Source organism: Caulobacter sp. UC70_42 (assembly GCF_044056025.1).
Taxonomy (GTDB): Bacteria; Pseudomonadota; Alphaproteobacteria; order Caulobacterales; family Caulobacteraceae; genus Caulobacter.
In genome coordinates, this window is the sequence record NZ_CP171994.1 from 4,086,819 (window position 1) to 4,105,551 (window position 18,733).

33 protein-coding genes and 2 pseudogenes are annotated in these 18,733 nt (G+C 65.1%); 31 read left to right on the plus strand and 4 right to left on the minus strand.

Annotation, left to right across the window (positions count from 1 at the left end):
- Positions 1-390, minus strand: a complete 390-nt coding sequence (locus tag ACHMW8_RS20400; protein WP_395443599.1) for a hypothetical protein — start codon at positions 388-390, stop codon at positions 1-3.
- A gap of 48 nt (positions 391-438) precedes the next feature.
- Here ACHMW8_RS20400 and ACHMW8_RS20405 point away from each other — a divergent pair, with 48 nt between their 5' ends.
- Positions 439-621 carry a hypothetical protein gene (locus tag ACHMW8_RS20405; RefSeq protein WP_395443600.1) on the plus strand — a complete coding sequence of 61 codons (183 nt, stop codon included), beginning with the start codon at positions 439-441 and terminating at the stop codon, positions 619-621.
- Between the two features lie 546 nt (positions 622-1,167).
- Here the strand turns inward: ACHMW8_RS20405 and ACHMW8_RS20410 are convergent.
- Positions 1,168-1,404, minus strand: coding sequence for a hypothetical protein (locus ACHMW8_RS20410; protein ID WP_395443601.1), 237 nt, complete (start codon positions 1,402-1,404; stop codon positions 1,168-1,170).
- A gap of 27 nt (positions 1,405-1,431) precedes the next feature.
- Between ACHMW8_RS20410 and ACHMW8_RS20415 the strand changes: the two genes are divergently transcribed.
- The 28 genes from ACHMW8_RS20415 to ACHMW8_RS20550 all read left to right on the plus strand — a co-directional run bounded on the left by ACHMW8_RS20415 (position 1,432) and on the right by ACHMW8_RS20550 (position 14,155).
- Entirely contained in the window at positions 1,432-1,827 is a 396-nt protein-coding gene (locus tag ACHMW8_RS20415) for a helix-turn-helix domain-containing protein (protein WP_395443602.1), read from the plus strand.
- Positions 1,824-2,285, plus strand: coding sequence for a hypothetical protein (locus ACHMW8_RS20420; RefSeq protein WP_395443603.1), 462 nt, complete (start codon positions 1,824-1,826; stop codon positions 2,283-2,285). Before ACHMW8_RS20415 ends, ACHMW8_RS20420 begins: the two co-directional genes overlap by 4 nt.
- Before the next feature lie 115 nt (positions 2,286-2,400).
- A complete protein-coding gene (locus ACHMW8_RS20425; protein WP_395443604.1) occupies positions 2,401-2,670 on the plus strand; it encodes a hypothetical protein in 270 nt (89 codons plus the stop codon).
- A complete protein-coding gene (locus tag ACHMW8_RS20430; protein WP_395443605.1) occupies positions 2,667-2,909 on the plus strand; it encodes a hypothetical protein in 243 nt (80 codons plus the stop codon). Before ACHMW8_RS20425 ends, ACHMW8_RS20430 begins: the two co-directional genes overlap by 4 nt.
- A gap of 2 nt (positions 2,910-2,911) precedes the next feature.
- Positions 2,912-3,277, plus strand: a complete 366-nt coding sequence (locus ACHMW8_RS20435) for a hypothetical protein (protein WP_395443606.1) — start codon at positions 2,912-2,914, stop codon at positions 3,275-3,277.
- A 3-nt stretch (positions 3,278-3,280) separates the two neighbouring features.
- Positions 3,281-3,478 (plus strand): hypothetical protein, encoded by a 198-nt coding sequence (locus ACHMW8_RS20440; protein ID WP_395443607.1) that lies wholly within the window; start codon positions 3,281-3,283, stop codon positions 3,476-3,478.
- Positions 3,475-3,804, plus strand: a complete 330-nt coding sequence (locus tag ACHMW8_RS20445) for a hypothetical protein (protein WP_395443608.1) — start codon at positions 3,475-3,477, stop codon at positions 3,802-3,804. The genes ACHMW8_RS20440 and ACHMW8_RS20445 overlap by 4 nt, the downstream gene beginning before the upstream one ends.
- The gene (locus ACHMW8_RS20450) at positions 3,804-3,995 is read left to right on the plus strand and encodes a hypothetical protein (protein WP_395443609.1); all 192 of its coding nucleotides are present in this window, start codon (positions 3,804-3,806) and stop codon (positions 3,993-3,995) included. Before ACHMW8_RS20445 ends, ACHMW8_RS20450 begins: the two co-directional genes overlap by 1 nt.
- 57 nt (positions 3,996-4,052) lie before the next feature.
- Positions 4,053-4,292 carry a hypothetical protein gene (locus tag ACHMW8_RS20455; protein ID WP_395443610.1) on the plus strand — a complete coding sequence of 80 codons (240 nt, stop codon included), beginning with the start codon at positions 4,053-4,055 and terminating at the stop codon, positions 4,290-4,292.
- Positions 4,293-4,604: 312 nt separating this feature from the next.
- Positions 4,605-4,787, plus strand: a complete 183-nt coding sequence (locus tag ACHMW8_RS20460; protein WP_395443611.1) for a hypothetical protein — start codon at positions 4,605-4,607, stop codon at positions 4,785-4,787.
- Positions 4,784-5,665 carry an ATP-binding protein gene (locus tag ACHMW8_RS20465; protein WP_395443612.1) on the plus strand — a complete coding sequence of 294 codons (882 nt, stop codon included), beginning with the start codon at positions 4,784-4,786 and terminating at the stop codon, positions 5,663-5,665. Before ACHMW8_RS20460 ends, ACHMW8_RS20465 begins: the two co-directional genes overlap by 4 nt.
- Positions 5,665-6,630 carry a hypothetical protein gene (locus ACHMW8_RS20470; RefSeq protein WP_395443613.1) on the plus strand — a complete coding sequence of 322 codons (966 nt, stop codon included), beginning with the start codon at positions 5,665-5,667 and terminating at the stop codon, positions 6,628-6,630. Before ACHMW8_RS20465 ends, ACHMW8_RS20470 begins: the two co-directional genes overlap by 1 nt.
- On the plus strand, positions 6,630-7,163 hold the full coding sequence (locus ACHMW8_RS20475) for a siphovirus Gp157 family protein (protein ID WP_395443614.1): 534 nt from the start codon (positions 6,630-6,632) through the stop codon (positions 7,161-7,163). Before ACHMW8_RS20470 ends, ACHMW8_RS20475 begins: the two co-directional genes overlap by 1 nt.
- The gene (locus tag ACHMW8_RS20480) at positions 7,163-7,495 is read left to right on the plus strand and encodes a hypothetical protein (protein WP_395443615.1); all 333 of its coding nucleotides are present in this window, start codon (positions 7,163-7,165) and stop codon (positions 7,493-7,495) included. Before ACHMW8_RS20475 ends, ACHMW8_RS20480 begins: the two co-directional genes overlap by 1 nt.
- Positions 7,492-7,977 (plus strand): hypothetical protein, encoded by a 486-nt coding sequence (locus ACHMW8_RS20485; RefSeq protein ID WP_395443616.1) that lies wholly within the window; start codon positions 7,492-7,494, stop codon positions 7,975-7,977. The genes ACHMW8_RS20480 and ACHMW8_RS20485 overlap by 4 nt, the downstream gene beginning before the upstream one ends.
- Before the next feature lie 46 nt (positions 7,978-8,023).
- Positions 8,024-8,467 carry a hypothetical protein gene (locus tag ACHMW8_RS20490; RefSeq protein ID WP_395443617.1) on the plus strand — a complete coding sequence of 148 codons (444 nt, stop codon included), beginning with the start codon at positions 8,024-8,026 and terminating at the stop codon, positions 8,465-8,467.
- Entirely contained in the window at positions 8,457-8,891 is a 435-nt protein-coding gene (locus tag ACHMW8_RS20495) for a hypothetical protein (protein WP_395443618.1), read from the plus strand. The genes ACHMW8_RS20490 and ACHMW8_RS20495 overlap by 11 nt, the downstream gene beginning before the upstream one ends.
- Positions 8,888-9,241, plus strand: coding sequence for a hypothetical protein (locus ACHMW8_RS20500; protein WP_395443619.1), 354 nt, complete (start codon positions 8,888-8,890; stop codon positions 9,239-9,241). The genes ACHMW8_RS20495 and ACHMW8_RS20500 overlap by 4 nt, the downstream gene beginning before the upstream one ends.
- Positions 9,201-9,683 carry a hypothetical protein gene (locus ACHMW8_RS20505; RefSeq protein ID WP_395443620.1) on the plus strand — a complete coding sequence of 161 codons (483 nt, stop codon included), beginning with the start codon at positions 9,201-9,203 and terminating at the stop codon, positions 9,681-9,683. Before ACHMW8_RS20500 ends, ACHMW8_RS20505 begins: the two co-directional genes overlap by 41 nt.
- Positions 9,680-9,892 (plus strand): hypothetical protein, encoded by a 213-nt coding sequence (locus tag ACHMW8_RS20510; RefSeq protein WP_395443621.1) that lies wholly within the window; start codon positions 9,680-9,682, stop codon positions 9,890-9,892. The genes ACHMW8_RS20505 and ACHMW8_RS20510 overlap by 4 nt, the downstream gene beginning before the upstream one ends.
- On the plus strand, positions 9,885-10,388 hold the full coding sequence (locus ACHMW8_RS20515) for a hypothetical protein (RefSeq protein ID WP_395443622.1): 504 nt from the start codon (positions 9,885-9,887) through the stop codon (positions 10,386-10,388). The genes ACHMW8_RS20510 and ACHMW8_RS20515 overlap by 8 nt, the downstream gene beginning before the upstream one ends.
- 155 nt (positions 10,389-10,543) lie before the next feature.
- Positions 10,544-10,696 carry a hypothetical protein gene (locus ACHMW8_RS20520; protein WP_395443623.1) on the plus strand — a complete coding sequence of 51 codons (153 nt, stop codon included), beginning with the start codon at positions 10,544-10,546 and terminating at the stop codon, positions 10,694-10,696.
- Positions 10,693-11,568, plus strand: a complete 876-nt coding sequence (locus tag ACHMW8_RS20525; protein WP_395443624.1) for a hypothetical protein — start codon at positions 10,693-10,695, stop codon at positions 11,566-11,568. Before ACHMW8_RS20520 ends, ACHMW8_RS20525 begins: the two co-directional genes overlap by 4 nt.
- A 186-nt stretch (positions 11,569-11,754) precedes the next feature.
- A complete protein-coding gene (locus ACHMW8_RS20530; protein ID WP_395443625.1) occupies positions 11,755-11,925 on the plus strand; it encodes a hypothetical protein in 171 nt (56 codons plus the stop codon).
- A complete protein-coding gene (locus ACHMW8_RS20535; RefSeq protein ID WP_395443626.1) occupies positions 11,915-12,151 on the plus strand; it encodes a helix-turn-helix domain-containing protein in 237 nt (78 codons plus the stop codon). The genes ACHMW8_RS20530 and ACHMW8_RS20535 overlap by 11 nt, the downstream gene beginning before the upstream one ends.
- 135 nt (positions 12,152-12,286) lie before the next feature.
- Positions 12,287-13,195 (plus strand): class I SAM-dependent methyltransferase, encoded by a 909-nt coding sequence (locus ACHMW8_RS20540; protein ID WP_395443627.1) that lies wholly within the window; start codon positions 12,287-12,289, stop codon positions 13,193-13,195.
- Positions 13,192-13,929 carry a pseudouridine synthase gene (locus ACHMW8_RS20545; RefSeq protein WP_395443628.1) on the plus strand — a complete coding sequence of 246 codons (738 nt, stop codon included), beginning with the start codon at positions 13,192-13,194 and terminating at the stop codon, positions 13,927-13,929. Before ACHMW8_RS20540 ends, ACHMW8_RS20545 begins: the two co-directional genes overlap by 4 nt.
- The gene (locus ACHMW8_RS20550) at positions 13,922-14,155 is read left to right on the plus strand and encodes a sulfurtransferase TusA family protein (protein ID WP_395443629.1); all 234 of its coding nucleotides are present in this window, start codon (positions 13,922-13,924) and stop codon (positions 14,153-14,155) included. Before ACHMW8_RS20545 ends, ACHMW8_RS20550 begins: the two co-directional genes overlap by 8 nt.
- On the opposite strand, the gene ACHMW8_RS20555 is transcribed toward ACHMW8_RS20550, so the two are convergent.
- Complete coding sequence (locus tag ACHMW8_RS20555) at positions 14,124-15,089, minus strand: YihY/virulence factor BrkB family protein (protein ID WP_395446017.1); 966 nt, start codon at positions 15,087-15,089, stop codon at positions 14,124-14,126. The genes ACHMW8_RS20550 and ACHMW8_RS20555 overlap by 32 nt on opposite strands.
- Before the next feature lie 174 nt (positions 15,090-15,263).
- Entirely contained in the window at positions 15,264-16,406 is a 1,143-nt protein-coding gene (locus tag ACHMW8_RS20560) for a CaiB/BaiF CoA transferase family protein (RefSeq protein WP_395443630.1), read from the minus strand.
- A 205-nt stretch (positions 16,407-16,611) separates the two neighbouring features.
- On the opposite strand from ACHMW8_RS20560, the pseudogene ACHMW8_RS20565 reads away from it, so the two are divergent.
- Together ACHMW8_RS20565 and ACHMW8_RS20570 are read left to right on the plus strand one after the other, a co-directional pair.
- Positions 16,612-17,938, plus strand: a pseudogene (locus ACHMW8_RS20565) (diguanylate cyclase domain-containing protein).
- An 80-nt stretch (positions 17,939-18,018) separates the two neighbouring features.
- Positions 18,019-18,677, plus strand: a pseudogene (locus tag ACHMW8_RS20570) (DsbA family oxidoreductase).
- The last annotated feature ends 56 nt before the right edge of the window (positions 18,678-18,733 follow it).

The window sequence follows — 18,733 nt, forward strand, 5'->3', positions numbered from 1 at the left end:
CTAAAGGTCCAAGTGACCGATTGAAGCAAGATTAGCGCGCAGATTGCGGCCCATCGTGCGGTGGCGCTCAGCCAGTTCGGCATGGCGATCCCTTTGTTTCTCAATGAACTGGTCAGCTGTCTCGCCAATCACCGCACCCATCACAGGGAGCAGTACGGACCAGCCACCGTTCTTGTGTTTCCAGATGCGGTCGAGCGTCGCTATTGACGTGCGGCCAGCGAGAACGCCTTTGGCTTCGTCTAGGGACAGGTCCCATTCACGAGCTGCACACTTGGCCGCGCCAATCGGCCATTTCGTCCTGACAAATTCGGCGAGCGCATCCCGCGTCGCTTTGTCAACCGTCCTGTTGTGTTGAAAACCCACTACGGGTTGTCGGATTTCCACGCTCAAAGCCCTCATTGTTCACGGGCTCCCAGCGAGGGAGTTTGAAACAGGGAGATGAGCATGTTCGCGGCGGATGAGGACTTCATCGAAGCTATCCACGCGATCCACGGTACGATTGAAGAAGAGTACGAATCGAGCCGAGAAGGCGCCAAGGCTTGGGCCACGGCTTTCCTTGCGGGGAGAAAAGAGCGGATCGAAGCCGTTATCCGGCTCGTTGAGGGTCTCGACCCAAAGTGAATAAACAGACTGACGAGAACAACGGGGAGCGGGCTGGCGGGCCTTCTCCCCTTTCGTCATGGAAAGTGGGCGGCGCGCCAGCGGTGAAGCCAGCGCGCCATGCGCGACAGAACTCGGAGGGGGGATCTCCACCGTCGCGCAGACCAGGGCCGAGGGAGGGCGCGGCCTTGGTGTTGGAATTGTTTCGTGATGCCCCGGACATCGCTGTCATTTCCCCATTGCGGGGAGAGATCGGCGTTCTGCGACATTCGGCCACAACCACTTACGCATGAGCTTAACCTTAAGGTAGCGCTCAACGATAAGGGTGGGGAAAGCCATGTACGACACGCATACCGTGTTCTTGATGTTCGAGCGTGGGGTACAAGCCATCGTTCCGCGCGGGTCACGGAAATGCCGCAAGATCATGCGGAAAATGGACGAGGCGTTTGCCTCAGACCTGCGGAATCCCGTGGTCCCCCCTGCGCAAGCTCGATGCCGAGGCTCGCTCAATGTTGCGCGTCCGATGCGGCCTGTGCCCGATCAAGTGCAAGGAGCCGCTGACATAGGTCATGCGGCGCGGCCTTGGCCAACGACGCGAGCAACTGCCTTCACGTCTCGATCGGACGCGCGGGCGAGGACGCCAACTTTCACGCCAGTTTCACGGTGGATAGCAAGGGCCAGAGACAGCGACACGCAGTCCTCACCCTTGGCGAGACGTCCAATGTGTTCGCCGCTCACCCCAACCTTGCGGCCGAGGGCGACCTTCGTCGTGCGCGTCTCTTTGAGCCATTTTTCGAGGTCCATACCTAAACCTACACCCGGTGTTGGTTGATGCGCAAGAACAATCAACATGCCGTGTTAGAGACCACATTTCGCGTCGGCGTTAGCTTTGTGGGCATGGGGAACAAGCCTGGAAAGCCGAAGAACAAGCCGCTTCCGCTGCGACTGCGGGAGGCGCGCAAGCGGCTAGACATGAGCCAGGAACGCTTGGGCGAGCTGACGGAGATGACTGGTGTGACCATCGGGCGCATCGAGAAGGGTCAGCAGAACTGGACGCAGGATTTCCTCCAGCAAGCCGCCAGAGCGCTGAACGTGCACTGGATTGAACTTCTGCCAGCAGAGCCAAACTCGCTCCTGGATCTCTGGAGGAACCTGTCATACGAGGAACAAGACAACTTCCTCACCCAAATTCATGCCGTAGCGGCAAAACGAGTCCGCGCTGCATGAGGGCCACTCTGACGCTTGCGCTCTTGCTCGGCGCTAGTGGTGCACAAGCCCAGCCACCTAATGCAACCGCCCCGCCGCCCCAGACGCCGGCTCAGTTCTACCAGGCCGGGGAGGCATTCGCTCGGTGTAGCGCAACGTTTGCCTACGCGGCTTTACTGGCCAAGCGGCAAGGCATGGAAGATAGCGCCAAGGCGTTTGAAGGCATGGAACGCGGATGGCGCCTAACAGGGCTCATCCTTCTAACCCAGGGCCTTGTGGAACAGAGGCAACTGGAAGCGCTTTCGCTATTCGACACGCTACAGGCCATCAAGGTCGACCAGATGAAGGCCCAGCGCGAAGCAGATCCTGACGGGTTCGTCGCCTGGAGTCAGCAGGATTACAAGTCCAACTGCGACCAATGGTTTGACCTCAGGGTCAACATGATTCGCGTTATGCGCGGCTCCGCTCCCCCGCAATAGCCCCACGATAGAGAGCCGTCGTCGCGCGGAACCCCACCAACATCGGGTGTAGATTTTTCGCTTGCACTGACCAACACCCCGTGTAGGATGCTCCCTATCAACAGGGAGCGCCGACATGGCCTACACCCAAGAGCTTCTGAACACCGCCCGACCGCATGACGCCGCCGCGTGCGGTTACGGTTCGCCGATCGAGCACGACCTGGGCGGCCTTCGCATCGCCTTCGAGGCTGACGAGTTCCTCGGCCCCTGCGTCACGATCAACGGCATTGAGGGCGAGGTCACGCTGACTGGCGAGGCTGAGGTTCGCGAGGCCATTCGCGCCCTGAACACCGCCCTCAACCGCAATGCCGCTCTTGCTGCTCGTCAGATGGGGAGCGCGGCGTGAGCAAGCCCATCAGCATGACCGCCCTGCTCACCGCCATTGGCGACGAAGGCATCGGCTTCCAGAACCTGGATCACAGCACGATCAAGGCCGACTGGAGCGCCAAGAGCGGCACCAAGATCACCTTCGGCACCGATCGGCTGATCACCATCGACGGCGGCACCGACCGTCTTGGCCTCGTCCTCTGGCTCGACCGCGAACAGGTCGCCGAGACGATGGCTCGCCTGAAAGCGGAGGCCTGATCATGGCGCTCATCAGCATCAACGCTACCGTCGAGTGCGACGCCTGCGGAAAGCAGTTCAAGGCGTCCATCGACCCGGCCCATTCCTACGACAACGGCTTTGAGGCTGCGTGCGAGGCGCTTCGGGCGGGCGAAGGCTCGATCGAAGACGGCGTTATGCGCTGCACCGATTGCACGTCGGCGGAAGACCGCAAGTGGATCGCCGCGCACCCGACCTTCATCAGCGGCGTCCGTAAGTCGGCTGGCGGCTGGACCGTCACGACCTACGCCGACGATGAGCACTTCGTTGCCTCCGACCATCCCAAGGGCGAACCGCAGTTCGACCGTGACGTGGCCGAATGGCTTGCCTCTGCTCTTGGGGAGGGGTGAGAGATGCGACTGTCCCTCCCCGCCCTTCGCGCCCACTACGCCAGCATGGCGGCCGAGCATCGGTGGAATGCCGATCGCGTTGAGGCCATGGGCCTGACGGACCTAGCCGCTCGCGACCGCCGCGCCGCTGACGAAGCCCAGGCCAAGGCTAACGCCATCACCGTGACCCTTCGGGTTCAGCATATGGCGAGGGCGGCATGAGCTACGACGTCTACCTTGATATCGATGCCGGCGGCCCAGAGCCCGTAACTCTGTCGATCCTCGAAGCGAACATGACGTGGAACCTGCGTCCGATGTTTGCCGAGGTCAACAACGGCGACGGCCCGCAGGAATGGGACGGCAAGTTGGCGCGCGACGTGGCTGAGATCCTCGTCAAGACGCTGGACGCCTTTAACCGCGAGCCCGCCAAGTTCAGAGCGATGAACCCTGCCAACGGCTGGGGCGACTTCGACGGTGCTCGACAGTTCGCCATGACGGTTCTGGACGCCTGTCACGCCGCACCGAACGCAACCGTGAGGGTGTGCTGATGACCCTCGCCCGCGCCGCCAACCGCGCCTTCGCCCGCGACGACTTCGACACCTTCGACCTCCTGGCGAGCCTTGCGGACATGTCAGGCCGCGAGCGTGACCACGCCATCCGCAACATGACCGACGACCAGCTTGAAGCCGTGTCGGTCCTTTCCACCACCACGCCGACGCCTGAACGCGCGGCTTCCTGAGGGGCTATACCTATGTCCGAAGTTGAATGCGTTCTCACCGCCGACCAAGCCATCGCCATGCTGGATGACGGCGAGTACGTCCACAACATGCGCGGCGGTGGCGGCTTTGCGATGGGCGCCGACTGGTCCAGAGCCGAGGCCGAGCGCGTTTTTCGTGACGCCGAGCGGATTGAACTGGCCGGTCCGACCGCCCGCGCGATGAAGCACCCGATCGCCGTCACCGAAAAGAGCGGTCGTCTCAGCTTCTTTTCGGCCGACATGGAGAAGGTCGATGCCTTTGAGAAGGGCCTCGCCTGATGTCGGCCCCCACCCCTCCCCGCCGCGCGACTACTACGGCAACAGGCTCGGAGCGTACGTCGCGCTCGCTCCCGGCCGGGACCAACGCGGGCCTTTGGGCCTTCCTGGGTCAGGCGGGCCGCATCGGCATTGGCGCGGCTGCGCTGGGCTTCCTCGCAACGCTCGCCGTCTACGGCCTGCAACTGGCTGGGTGGCTGTCGTGAACTCCGCGATCATCGCCCTGATCCTGGCCGTGCCCTTCATCCCCGGCTTGCTCGTCGCCTGCTGGGTGATGGCTGACGAGGTGATCTTTGGCGGCCTGGAGCAACGCCGATGAGCCCGCTCGCCATCCGCCAGGCCCTCCGCATCAAGCGTGAGGACGCCGCCACGTACCGCCGATGGGCTGGGGAATGTCCCGTCCAAGGCTGGGCCGCCGAATACACCCAAATCGCCGCTCGCCTGGAGGCTGAGGCCGCCGAACTGGAGCGGGAACAGCAGAAGGAAACCGTCCAATGATGTTTCAAAAGGCTGAACGCCGCAAAGCCAAGCTGCGCCTGGGCCTTACCGGCCCGTCCGGTTCGGGCAAGACCTGGGGCGCGCTGCTGATCGCCAAGGGCATCGGCGGCAAGATTGCGGTCATCGATACCGAGCGCGGGTCCGCCTCGCTGTACACGAACCTCGTCGATTTCGACGTGCTGGAGCTATCGCCTCCCTACACGCCCGAGCGGTTCCTTGAGGCCATCCGCGCCGCCGAGGCGGCCGGATACGAGACGGTCATCATCGACAGCATTACGCACGAGTGGAACGGCGTCGGCGGTTGCCTGGAGCTTGTCGATCAACTCGCGGCGGCTCGCTACAAGGGCAATTCCTGGTCGGCATGGTCGGACGTCACTCCGCGCCACCGCGCGTTCCTAGACGCCATCCTGCGCTCCTCGCTCCACGTCATCGTCACCATGCGGTCCAAGACCGAGACGGCACAGACCGAGGAGAACGGGCGCAAGAAGGTCGTGAAGCTCGGCATGAAGGCCGAACAGCGCGACGGCTTTGAATACGAGATGACGACCGTGCTGGACATCACGCACGAGGGTCACTTCGCCCTGGCCTCCAAGGATCGTACCGGCCTGTTCGGTGGTGACCCGAAGCCCATCAGCGAGCGCACCGGCGCCATGCTGCGCGACTGGCTGGAAAGCGGCGCGGAGCCCCTGCCGAGCGCCGCAGACATCGCCATCGATTTACTCCGCGCCAACAAGGACAACCTGTCGGAAACCTGGGTGAAGAACGCCCGCTCCTGGCAAGACGTCATGGGCGATGAGGACTTCAAGCGTGTCGTCGCCGAGAAGGACGCGCTCAAAGCCAAGAGCGCGCCGGCCGACCAATCCCAAGAGGTGGCGTGATGAAAGCCAAATGGATCCGCGTCCACATCCGACGCAAGGTTGACGCGTGGCTGGATAGCATCACCGACACCCAGCTACGTACAGACCTCGCTGACAAGGTGATCGTCACGGGCGGCTGCATTGCTTCGATGCTCCTCGGCGACAAGGTCAACGACTTCGATGTCTACTTCCGCGACAAGGAGATCGCCCGCCGTGTCGCCGACTACTACATCGGCCAGTGGAATGAGGCGCAAACCGCCAAGCACGCCGAACGTCTGAAGGCCTCTGAGGGTAAGCGCGGGCGACCGCCTGCCGTACCCGTCCCAGTCTACATCAAGGACCGCGAAGACGGCGGCTGGAAGATCTACGTCAAGTCGGCCGGCATCGTTGGCGAGAACAACGATGAAGACTACGCATATTTCGAGAGCGTCGACCCGCTGAGCGGCCAACAAGACGATTTCTTGGATGCAGCGACCGATCTAGCCGAGGACGTTGAAACCGAGGACCGTGACGCCGCTTATCGGCCGGTCTTCCTGTCGGCCAACGCGATTTCGCTACACGGCCGGGTTCAACTGATCTTCCGGTTCCATGGTGAGCCGGAGCAGATCCACGAGAACTATGACTTCATCCACTGCACCAACTATTGGACGTCGTGGGACGGCTTGCACCTGAAGCAGGAAGCCCTAGAGGCCCTGCTGGCGAAAGAGTTGCGCTACGTCGGCTCCAAGTACCCGATCTGCTCCGTCTTCCGGGTCCGCAAGTTCCTGGATCGCGGCTGGACCGTGACCGCTGGCCAGCTTTTCAAGATCTGCCACCAGATCAGCAAGCTCGACCTGTCCAACTACGCCACGCTCGAAGACCAGTTGATCGGCGTCGATAGCGCCTACTTCAGCCAAGTCCTGGCCGCGCTGCGCAAGGGCAAGGATGAAAGCGACAACACGGTGGACGAAACCTATCTCATCAACCTCATCGACAAGGTGTTCTGATGGGCGCGGTCAAGGAAATGCTGCGCCCCGATGACCTCGCCTACGAGGCTCACGTCGCCGCGCAGCTTGTCGAGCACCTCCAGGCCATGGGCTTCGGGGACGATGACGATCTGATCCAGGACATGGTTGAAGGCTCGACCGACGTCATGGAGCGCATCTCCACGCTCCTGCGCTGGATGGCGCTTCAATCGGCCAACGCCGAGGCCCTGAAGGCTGTGGAGGCCGACTTCGCCACTCGCCGTGGCCGATACGAGGAACGCGTCGTTTGGGCGCGTACGGCGCTGGCGAAGTTCATGGACGCCGTGCCGATGAAGAAGGTCGAGCGCCCCGAGGCGACCATCGCGATGAGCGACGCCAAGGCCTCCGTGATCTACGCCGAGGACTTCGACGTCGAGAAGCTCTCCGAGGAATACGTTCGCACCAAGAAGGAGGCCGACAAGAAGGCCATCAAGGCGGCGCTGGACGCTGGAACGGAGATCCCTGGCGCTCGACTGTCGAATGGCGGTCGTACGCTCACCGTGCGGGTGAAGTGATGACCGTCATTGTCAGCGACGACATGATGTCCGCCGCCATGCAGGTGCTTGCGTCGGACAACCATGCCGAAGCCAAAGCCAGATACGAGAAACTGGAGCGCCAGCGCAAGGTCGTGCTGGCCCGCCTGGAGCGCGAGAGCAACGAAAAGAGTGTAAAGGAGCGCGAGACCTACGCCCTGACGCACCCGCATTACGCCGCGTTCTGTGAGGAGCTTGAGGTCGCCGAGAAGGCCTATTTCGTAGCCCGAGACCGCCGGGACAGCGCAGACGCCATCACGCGCGCCTGGCAGACCGGCAAGGCCGACGCCCGAGCTGCGGAGCGCATCCGGTGAGCAACTTCCGCCACCCCCTCCTCCTCCGCCTAGCCGTCAAGGCTCCGCGCTGCTTTGGCTGCGGAAAAGCCAACGAGGGCGACATCGTTGCGGCTCACTCCAACCAGGGCCGTGACGGCAAGGGCGCTGGCATAAAAGCTTCTGACGCGGCCATCGCGTACTTCTGCACCACCTGCCACCACGCGGTTGACGCAGGGCGTAAGGACCAAGACGAGGCCGTCGCGTTCTGGGAGGCCGGACACCGCGCCACCATGCGGTACCTCGTCGAGAGCGGCCACTTCATCGTGAGCCCCGTGCCGACGCCACCGCCGGTCATCGAGCCCAAGCCAAAGAAGCCGATCGCCCGCCGGAAGATGGCCAGCGGCTCGCGCGAGATCCCGACGAAAGTCGATGCTCGGGGGCCGAAGGGTGTTCGCAAGCTTCAAAGCCGCCCCTTCCAGAAACCACCGAAGTCTAGTGGTCGGCTAGCCGACGAAAGGTAAGCACATGCTGTCCACTAATACTTCGCGCAAACCCCAGGAGTCCTGAATGACCGACAACCACGATGCAAGGGATGGGGTGAGCGCGGAAGCGACGGCTCCGGTTACCCCTGCTTGGGAGACGCCTGAGCTTGAGCGCGCGGCCTGCCTCGCGCAGGAATGCTATCAGAACCCCATCGCTCAAGTAGCGTTTCGGGCTGGGTTTCTGCTGTGCCGCGAGGTCATGGCGCGCTTTGTCGAGCAAGGCGGCGACGAGAGCACCGCCGCAAGCATTCGCGCGAACTGGCTTCCGCAATTCGGCGACGACCCCGGAGGCCCCCGCCAATACGATTTCGCTGAGGTCGCTGAAGCCGAGGACATGGAAAAGGGGCCATGGCGCGCCCGTAACCCTGGCCCGAGCGTTGACGCAGCCGTCTACGCCCTGACCGCCATGGTTTCGCTCGGCATGATGCTGCCCGCCATCCAGAAGGAGGACTCCTCCCATGTTGGGTGAGAAGACCTTCGCTCTGACCGAGGCCGACCTCGACCATATGCACCACGCGCTGGGGCGACCAGTCGGGCCGCACGTCGTGCCGTACCGCAACTACTTCGCCACCAGCACCGAGAGCCCGGACGCCAAGCGCTTCGAGGAAATCGGGCTGTGGGTGAAGGGCCAGGGCGTGCCCGGCGGCCTGACCTACTATCACGTCAACGATGAAGGTCAGCGCCGCGTCTGGTCGTGGCTCAGCGAGCGCAACCGCAAGGACGGCCTCCGCGCCTACGCCGTCAGCGGCGGCGGTCTGATCGCCACCAAGACCGTCATGGCCAAGAGCCGGTCGGCCGCGAAATACGCCGTCTGGCTGGAGTTCTCCGACGTCGTCGACTTTGGTTATGGCGAATGGCTGAGCCGTGGCCCGCGCGTGAGGCTCGCAGCATGAGCACGATCGCCTTCACCTGCCCCAAGTGCCTGCGCCGGGACAATCTGACCCGCGAGAAAACAGACCCCGTCAAAGCCTTCTCTGCGACCTTGGTGTGCCCGGACTGTGACGACGGCGATTTCCACTCGCCTGAGTTCTTCGACGCAGATGGTCGTCACATCGATGAAGGAACCGGCGAGGCCTACGCCGCTGCGCAAGCACTGGCGAGTGGCGGGGCGGAATCGCCTCCGAGGTCGTGCCGCAGCCCTGGGCGGAACACCAACAAAATCAATCTGTTGGGGGTGGGGATTAGCCATGGGGGAGAAGACCATGACCAAGCACACAGACGAAGAGCTGATCGCTATCGCTAAGGCGGCGACGGAGGGCGAGTGGCTGCATCTTGACGAAGGTGATCGCCAGATCGTGGCTTTTGCCGAGGGTATCCAACCCTTCATCGCGAAGCTGATCGGCCCCTTTACCGATGCGAAACGCCGGTCCAACGGCAAGTTCATCGCCACCTTCAATCCCGCTTTCGTCCTCTCCCTCATAGAGCGAGCCCAAGGGGCCGAAAGGGATCGGGACGACTTCCGCGAAAGACTGAGTGTCGCCTGCGAGCAGTGGGAAGCCGCCGAGGCCCGCGCCAGGACGGCGGTAGAGGCGCTGAAGGCCCTCCGAACCCAAGCCGACAACGCCGCATGGAACGCGCACCGGTCGGGCATCACCTTCGATAACGCGCAACTCGTGCGGATCTTCGAAGGCATGGTCGAGCAAGCGGACGCGGCCCTCAACGCCAAGAAGGGGAGCGACCAGTGAACCGCAACGAACGAAGCTTGCGCGTCGTCCAGCCCAACAAGGCCGACGACTACCTGACCGGCGAGAACATGAGCGCCGCCATTACGAACGCCGGACACCTCGTGGTCCGCACCGGCAAGGCGATGCTCATGAGGGCCTATCCGCCGGGCCAATGGCTGAGCGTCCACGCCTGCCCCGACAACTCTAAGAAGGAGGCCAACCGTGGCTGACCCCACCACCCAGGCCGCCGTAGAGCGCGCCCGCGCCAAGTTCGGCGACACGATCGAGAACGGCTGGGCGTCCGAAGCCAACCCGACCCGCGTAGGCTACTTCGTGCGCGAGTTCACTGTTCCGCGCGGCCAGATGAACCCCGGCCTGACATGGGAGATCACGGACGGCAAGGGCAAGTTCTGGCGGCTGAAGCCGACCGGCGACCACAAGATCACGGTGACGCCCGCCCCGCCTCCGGCTGCTTCCTCCCTGCCGGCCGACTTTGTCGACGCGATGAAAGCGCTCCGCTCCCATGCCGTGACACTGCTTCAGAACTCCGAGGGCTGCGCCGCCAACCACTACGGCGAGGACTATCAGCTGTTCGGGATGCCCGGCTGGCTGGCGGACGCCAGGGCCGTCGTCGAGCGCGCCACGTCACCACCGATCCTGACGCCAGCGTTGAGGCCGGGCCTGATGTACTCGCGTGGCTTTCCGAGAACCAAAATGTTGAGCTGAGCTTTGACTACGGCGATGCAGATGACGATGGCAAGGGCTGGTGCGTCCACCGCGTGAACGGCGGGGTCAACGACCGCGAATGGACCCTGATCGGGACCGGCGAAACGCCCCTGTCCCGCTCTGCGCGCCGCCCTTCAGAGGAAGGGGGAAGCGGGATGAGCCGCCTGACCTGCGAGCGATGCCATGGCAACGGCGAGATCGTCACCGACTGGGCTCGCTATCTCAATCCGCTGGACGATGACGCAGGCGACGAAGCTGTTGCGACCTGTCCCGACTGTGGCGACGTAGACGATGAGGACCAAGCATGACCGACCAACTGAACCCCGAAGACCGCGCGCTGATCGAACTCGTCTCGCGCTGGCGCTTGGAAGCGTCGGTGGCCGACATGACCAGCGACGAGCCCAGATCTGCGCTATTCTCCCGCGTCGCCAGCGAACTTGATCTGTTGGTTGCCGCTCGTCTCGCCGCCCGCGCCGAGGGCCGCCGCTCTCCTGGTGGCGAAATCCTCAACTTGGCCGCATACGATGCGGGCTCGTTGAGCGACTACAGCGGCGGGAACGTGTCGTGGTGGCAGGACTACATCCGCGCCGAACTTGGCCACGCGCACGAGTTCTATCAGGCTCAGGTCGTCGGCAACTGGCCGCTCTCTTCCCCCCCTCCTTCGGTAGACCATATTGCCGAGGCCGGGAAAATGGTCCCGCCTCCTTCGGTAGAGGTGCGAGAAGCCGTGGCCGACCTAATTGCGACGAAGCTGCGGCGCTACACGATGTTCAGCGAGGACACGAACATCCTCGACGCCATCGCCCATTTCCGGCGCGAGAAGGACGTAGGCAAGGCCATCGAGACCATCGGTGATGTCGCGTCGTGGATTGCGGAGGACGTTCTAGCCCTCATCCCGCGCCGTGATGAAGCCGCCCTGCCGGAAGCGGTTGGCTGGATGGCGGTCTCGACGGCGGGGCGTTCTAAGGGCGGCAAGAAGTTCGAACACCGTCGTTCTGACGCCGAGCAATATGGCCGCGAAATCTACACAGAAGGGTTCGAGGTTCGGCCGGTCTATGATCGCGCTCCCCCCGCCTCCGCCCGTAGCAGAACTGCCGGGAGACGTGGTGCGGCTGGTGAAGGCGGCGGAACCGTTCACTCAGTTAGCCGAGGCCTTCAGCGACCCGAGTTGGGCGGATAGTGATGAAATTTCCGTGGGTGCGTTGGACTGGGAAGTCGACAATCGATCACTCAACATCGGGCAAATCAAAGCTGTCGCCACCGCCGTCGCGGCCTTCGCCTCTCGCGCCCCCTACTGATACGGGGACCGCGCCACTCGCGCTATCGGCCGCCCTTCTTCGCGCAATCCAGACCACGGAGAGCGGACATGGGTGAGCCGATCTGCCCCGTCACCAAGGACGGCCTGCACCAAAAGCGCCCCTGGCAGGACGTGAAGGACAACCGCTCGGGTCTCGCCTGCCAGGCCTGCCACAAGACCTGGACCTTCCACGGCGATGCGCTGAAGCCGACTCTCGAGGAGAGCGGACATGGGGGCTGAGAGCAATGCTGAGCGTCCGAAGCGCACCTTGAACCCAGACGAGCGCCTATCCTACACGATCGCCGAGGCCCTGGAGGTTACCGGCATGTCGCGCCCAACGATCTATCGGCTGCACGCGGCCGGCAAGATCACGCTCAAGAAGGTCGGGCGCCTGACAATCGTAGAGGTTTCGGACATCCGCGCCATGCTGGCCCGCGCCCAGGCCGTGCCCCGCCGAGCAGCCTAGCGGGGCGAACCCGTTAGGCTGTAACTTTGGTCTCAGATCCGAAAACCCCCGCAAACGCTTGTGGCGTAAGGGGGGTATGCTAGACACCCTGCCCGCCAGAACTCTTGGCGACCGGAAAACCCTTTCAGGACAAGCATGTCGGCTTCGAATACCGCGATCTATGGCCAGGCCGATCATGACCTGGCGCCGTCCGCGGCCGACGCCGTGCAGTTGTCGCCGCTGATCGCCGGGTCGCGGGACGTCGCCTCGGTTCCCGACGAATCCTTTACCGCCGTGACCGTCCGCGCGCCCGCCGGCGCCGTGGAGCGACGATTTGTCCTCGCCCAGGCGTTGCGCGTCCTGGCGCCGGGCGGGCGCATGACGGCCTTCGCGCCCAAGGATCGGGGCGGCCTGCGCCTGAAGAAGGAGCTGGAGGCCCTGGGCTGCGAAGTCGGCGAGAGCGCCCGCCGCCACAATCGCATCTGCCTCGCGGTCCGCCCCGCTGCGCCTAAGGGGCTGGACGAGGCGATCGCCGCCGGCGCGCCGCGCCAGATCGCCGAGAACGGCCTGTGGACCCAGCCTGGCGTGTTCAGCTGGGATCGCCTGGACGCCGGCACCAACGCCCTGCTCCAGGTTCTGCCGCCGTTCGCCGGAGTCGGGGCCGATTTCGGCGCCGGCATCGGCTTGCTGGCGCTCAACGTCCTGGCTTCACCGAAGGTCACCAAGCTGACGCTGGTCGAGCTGGACCGCCGAGCCTTGGACCTGGCTCGCCGCAACGTCGCTGATCCGCGGGCCGACTTCGTCTGGGGCGATGTCCGCCAGACTGAATTGAAGGATCTCGACTTCATCGTCAGCAATCCGCCGTTCCACGAGGGCGGCGGCGAGGACAAGACCCTGGGCCAGGCCTTCATCGCTTCGGCCGCCGCCGCCCTGCGCAAGGGCGGCGTGCTGTGGATGGTGGCCAACCGCCACCTGCCCTACGAGGCGATCCTGGGCGAGAGCTTCGCCAAGGTCGGCCTGGTCGCCGAGGGCGGCGGCTACAAGGTCTTCGAGGCCCGTAAATGACGAAAGCGCTGATGGCCCGGCTGGACCGGCTGTTGGCCAATCTCGGCTACGGCAGCCGCAAGGACGTCCAGGCCCTGGTCGCCAGCGGCAAGGTCGTCCTGGACGGCAAGGTGATGAAGGACGCCGGCGCCCGCATCGCCGTCGACGCTGCGCTGCCCGAACGCATGACCATTCGCGGCGTCGCGGTCGATCCGCCGGCCCCGCTGGTGCTGCTGATGCACAAGCCGCTGGGCGTCACCTGCTCGCACAAGGAAGACGGCGAGAAGATCTACGACCTGCTGCCGCGCCGCTGGCGGCTGCGCGATCCCGGCCTGTCGACGGTCGGCCGCCTGGACAAGGACACCAGCGGCCTGATCCTGATCACCGACGACGGCGACTTCCTGCATCGGGTGATCTCGCCCAAGCGACATGTTCCGAAGACCTATCTGGCCACGCTCGACCGCGCGCTGAAGGGCTCGGAGGGCGAGGTCTTCGCCGCCGGAACGCTGATGCTCGAGGGCGAGGAGAAGCCGCTACTGCCGGCCCAGTTGGACGTTGTGGACGGCAAGACCGCGCGCCTGACCATTACCGAGGGCCGCTATCACCAGGTCCGCCGGATGTTCGCCGCCGTCGGCAACCACGTGGTCACGCTGCATCGCGAGCGGATCGGCGGCCTAACCCTGCCCGCCGACCTAGACCCTGGCCGATATCGCATCCTGCCGGCCAACGAAGCCGAGGCGGTCTTCGATGTCTGAGCCGATCCTGGTCGATGCGCGCGGCCACCACTGCCCGGTTCCGACCCTGAAGCTGCGCAAGGCTCACGAGGCCGCTTCGGCCGGCGCGGAACTCATCCTTCTGGCCACCGATCCGATGGCCCGGATCGACGTTCCGCATTTCGCGGGTCAGATCGGCGCGAGCGTGCTGGAGATCAACGACCAGGAGGGCGGAGTCATCCGTTTTCGTATTCGGAAGGCGCCTTGAGCGGAATCGCTCTGGGTCCCTCCAGCAGGGCGCGGGGACGTTCGTCCAAGGCGATCTCGACCTCCGTGGCCAGGGCGCCGCCGAAGAAGATGGCGTTCACGCTCCACGACAGCCAGATCAGGAAGATGATGACGGCCGAGATCGAGCCGTAGGTCGCGCCCAGATGGACGACCTTCTCGACATAGAACGCGCTGGCCCAGGACATGAACACGCACAGGGCCGCCGCCGCGACGCCGCCCGAGATCGAGGCGCGCCAGCCGACCGGCTCGCGCGACATGGCGTAGCGATAGACCAGGCTCATCCCGACCACGATGCCGAAGCTGGCCCAGGTCCATTCCGACTGGATCCACGAGACCCCGGCCAGCGGCTTCAGGTCCAGGGCCGCGCTTAGCAGGCGCAGGGTCAGGAACACCCCCGACATGAAGAACAGCAGGCCGAAGGCGGCCATCAGCACCAGCAGCGCCATCAGGTTGAAGCCGAGGAAGCCGCGCTGATCCTCCTCGTCGTGGATGAACGACAGGCCCGCCAGCAAGGCCTTGAAGCCACGATGGGCGGCGTAGGCGCCGACGATCAGCACGACGCCGCTCTGGAGCGAGATGGTTTGGCCGGGGGCGTGGGCCAGGCGCGAAAGCTCGTCCTGGAACATCGAGCGGGCGCCGGAGGGAATCAGTTCTGCAAGCTTGGTCGCCTGCCGCGCGGCACTCTCGGGCGTCAGGAAGAAGCTGTAGAGGCCGATCAGAATCGCCAGGCCCGGGAACACGGCCAGCAGCGCGAAAAACGAGACGCCGCCGACGTAAAGCATGACGTCGCGGCCCCACAGGCGCGACAGGGCCAGGCCCAGCACGCGGAGGATTTCACGAACCCAATGGATCGGATCAAGCTGAAGGTCGCGCCAACGAATGTGGTGCTGCGGATCTTGCATCCGGCGGACCATGGCGATGCGGGCCTCCAGAGTCAAAGACGCGCCGCCTTGGGGAAGGCGACGCGTCTCCGCAGGAAGTACCTGTGAACCGACCGCCGCATCGAGGGACGGATGGCGCGACGGCCGGTCTACGCACGCAACTTGCCCCCTCGCGCCTGAACCGCACCTGAACGCGATCAGCAGGTTTCAGAGTGCTCCGGCCGTCTTCAGCCCGGCGATGGCGTCGGCCGAGAACCCCCAGTCGGCCAAAGCCTCGTCATTGTGAGCGCCGATCTTCGGCGGCGGTCCCTGGATGACGCCGGGCGTAGCCGAGAAGCGCGGCGCCGGCGCGGGCTGAACGACGCCCGCGACCTCGACGAAGGTGTCGCGGGCGGCGTTGTGGGCGTGCCTGGGCGCCTCGTCCATGGTCAGGACCGGCGCGAAGCAGACATCGGTGGCGTCCATGATCGTGCACCAGTCGTCACGGGACTTGGTCTTGATCACCGCCGCCAGTTTCTCGCGGAGCTGCGGCCATTCCTCACGGCTCATCTGGTGCTGGAACTGCGGGTCGGAAATCCCGGTCTTTTCCAGCAGAAGGAGATAGAATTGCGGTTCGATCGAGCCGATCGAGATCCACTTGCCGTCGGCGCATTCGTAGGTGTCATAGAAGTGCGCGCCGCCATCCAGCAGATTGGTCCGCCGGCCCTCGTTCCACATGCCGCCGGCCTTGAAGCCGTAGAACATGGCCATCAGCGAGGCCGCCCCGTCGCTCATCGCGCAGTCGATCACCTGGCCCCGCCCCGTGGCGCGCGCGTGGATCACCCCGGCCAGCAGGCCGAAGGCCAGGTAGAGCGCCCCGCCCCCGAAGTCCCCGACCAGATTCAGCGGCGGCACGGGCTTGTCGCGCGTGCCGATCGCGGCCAGGGCCCCGGTGATGGCGATGTAGTTCATGTCATGGCCCGCCGCCTTGGCGTAGGGGCCCGTCTGCCCCCAGCCGGTCATGCGGCCGTAGACAAGCTTGGGATTGCGAGCCAGCGCCACGTCCGGACCCAGGCCCAGCCGCTCCATGACTCCGGGGCGGAAGCCCTCGATCAGGCCGTCGGCCTGATCCAGCAGCTTCAAGCAGGTCTCGATCGCCTCGGGATGCTTAAGGTCCAGCGCTACCGAGCGACGCCCCCGCGCCGTGACGTCGGCCGGCGAGCCGCGCCCCCCTCCTTCTTGTCTTGGGCCCTTGCGGTCGATCCGCACGACGTCCGCGCCGAGGTCCGACAGCAGCATGCCGCAGAACGGCCCCGGACCGATGCCGGCGAACTCGACGATCTTCAGTCCCGAAAGCGGCCCCTGGCCCATGATTAAGTCTCCCTTCCGGCGTTCTTCGGACGACCGGTCTTGCTCACTAGAACGGCCCTGACGTTCGGTCAGGCAAGCCCCGATAGGATTAGCTCCGAACTGCGGCGTTCCGTACCTTTGACCGCGCAAAGCCTCTGCTATGTTGCGGCGTCGAATCTCAGGGGCCGTTGTGGGCGGTCGCGCGGGATTTCGGGCGGAGGTTGGTTTGGCGGTTGACGCCCGGATCCTGATCGTGGCGCGCGACGATGTTCGCGCCGGACCGCTGGCCGAAGGGCTGGACCGGCTGGGCTGGCGCACCATCACCGCCCGCGGCCCCTACGCCGCCCTCGCCGCCCTGGGCGACCTGCCGATCGAGGCGGTCATCGTCGACCTGGCCAGCGCCGGTCCCGAGACCCCAGACCCTGGCGCGTCGACTGAAAGCCGCCGTGGCGCCGCGCCGTCTGCCGGTCATCGCGATCGGCGACCCGGACGGCGACTATCGCAACCAAGCGTTCGATCTGACCCTCTCGCCGCCGCTGCACCCGTCCCAGGCCGCCTTGCGCCTGGAGAGCCTGGTGCGCACCGCCATCGCCGAGGAAGAGTTCGAACTGCGCCTGGAGACCTTCGGCGAGCGCGGACGACGCCTCGATCTCCCCGAACCGCCGGACACGCCTGTGCGCATCCTGGCGGTCGGCGAGCCGGCCCCGCAGTTCCTGGCCCTGTCCAACGCCCTGCAGGCCAGCGGCGCCGAAGTGGTCGGCGCCTTCACCGCCTATACGGCTTTCGACTACCTGCACGAGCGAGCCTTCGACTCCGTGGTCCTGTGGGCCGGCGACAGCCAGCAGGAAGCCCTGTCGATCGCGGCGGGCATGCGCCGCAACACCCGCCTCTTCCACATTCCGGCCCTGCTGTACCTGAAGGCCGAGAGCTATGTGACCATGTCGGAGGCGTTCCATCGCGGCGTCTCCGACGTGGCTTCGCCCGAGACGCCCGAGGTCGAGACGGCCTTGCGCGTCATGGAACTGGCCCGCAGCTACCGGCGCGGCGAATCCATCCGCGGCGCCCTGGAAAAGGCCCGCAGCTCGGGTCTGATGGACGCCGCCACCGGCCTCTTCACCCGCGACCTGTTCGCCGCTCACCTGGCGCGTCTGGCCAAGGCCGCGACCGAGCGCGCCCGGCCGCTGTCGATCTGCGTGCTGCGCGTCGCCGACAAGCCCGAGACCGTCTGGGCCCGTCAGAACGGCTGGCTGGACCGCGCCATCCCGCAGATCGGCTCGATGATCGGCCGTCTGGTCCGTGTCGAGGACACTTCGGCGCGCCTCTCGACCGAAGTTTTCGCCCTGGCCCTGCCCGCGACCAACCTCAACGCGGCCAAGGCCGCCGCCGAGCGGATCGCCGCCGTGATCGGCTGCACCGCGTTCGACGCCGGCGAGGACCGCGCGCCGTTCGTCTGCGAGTTCGATATCGGTGTGGCCGAGGTCCAGCGTGGCGAGGGCGCCGTGCGGGCCCTGGAGCGCGCCGCCGCCAGCGCCCTGCGCCGCGACGCCAGCTGAACCACGCGCTTGGGCGCCGTAACGGCAGCGCCTATATGGAACCTGTCCTGTAGCGGACATCAGTTCCGGAGGAGTACGCCGTGGCCCAGCAGCCCCAGACCGCCCCGATAATTATCGACGTCGTCGCCGACGTGGTCTGCCCCTGGTGTTATCTCGGCTGGCGACGGCTGAAGTCGGCCCTGGCCCTGCGCCCCGATGTCGAGGCCAAGCTGATCTGGCGGCCATACCAACTTGACCCGACGCTTCCCGAGGAAGGCGTCGACCGCAAGCAATACATGGCCAGCAAGTTCAAGGACCCCGACAAGCTGAAGGCCGTCCACGCGGCCTTGGTCGAGGGCGGCGCCGAGGAAGGCATTCGCTTCGACTTCGAGGCCATCGAATTCGCGCCAAACACCAACGCCGCTCATCGCCTGATCCGCTGGGCCCTGACGGCCGGCGCGCAGGACGAAGTCGTCGAGGCGCTGTTCAAGGCCTATTTCACCGACGGCCTGGATATCGGCGACCCGATGGTGCTGGGCGATATCGCCGAAGCCGCGGGCATGGAGCGGATGGTCGTGCTGCAGCTGCTGTCGGAGGGCGCCGACAAGGAGGCCGTGGCTCGCGAACACGCCATGGCCGTGCAGGGCGGCGTCACGGGCGTACCGTTCGCCATCTTCGCCGGCAAGGTCGCTGTGGTCGGCGCCAGACCCCGGAGCGGATCGCCGAAGCGATCGACCAGGCTTTGGCGACGGTGAACTGAAGCCAATTCGCCATCGCGCTTGCTTTTAGCGCCGCGGCAAGCGCATAAGACTGCTC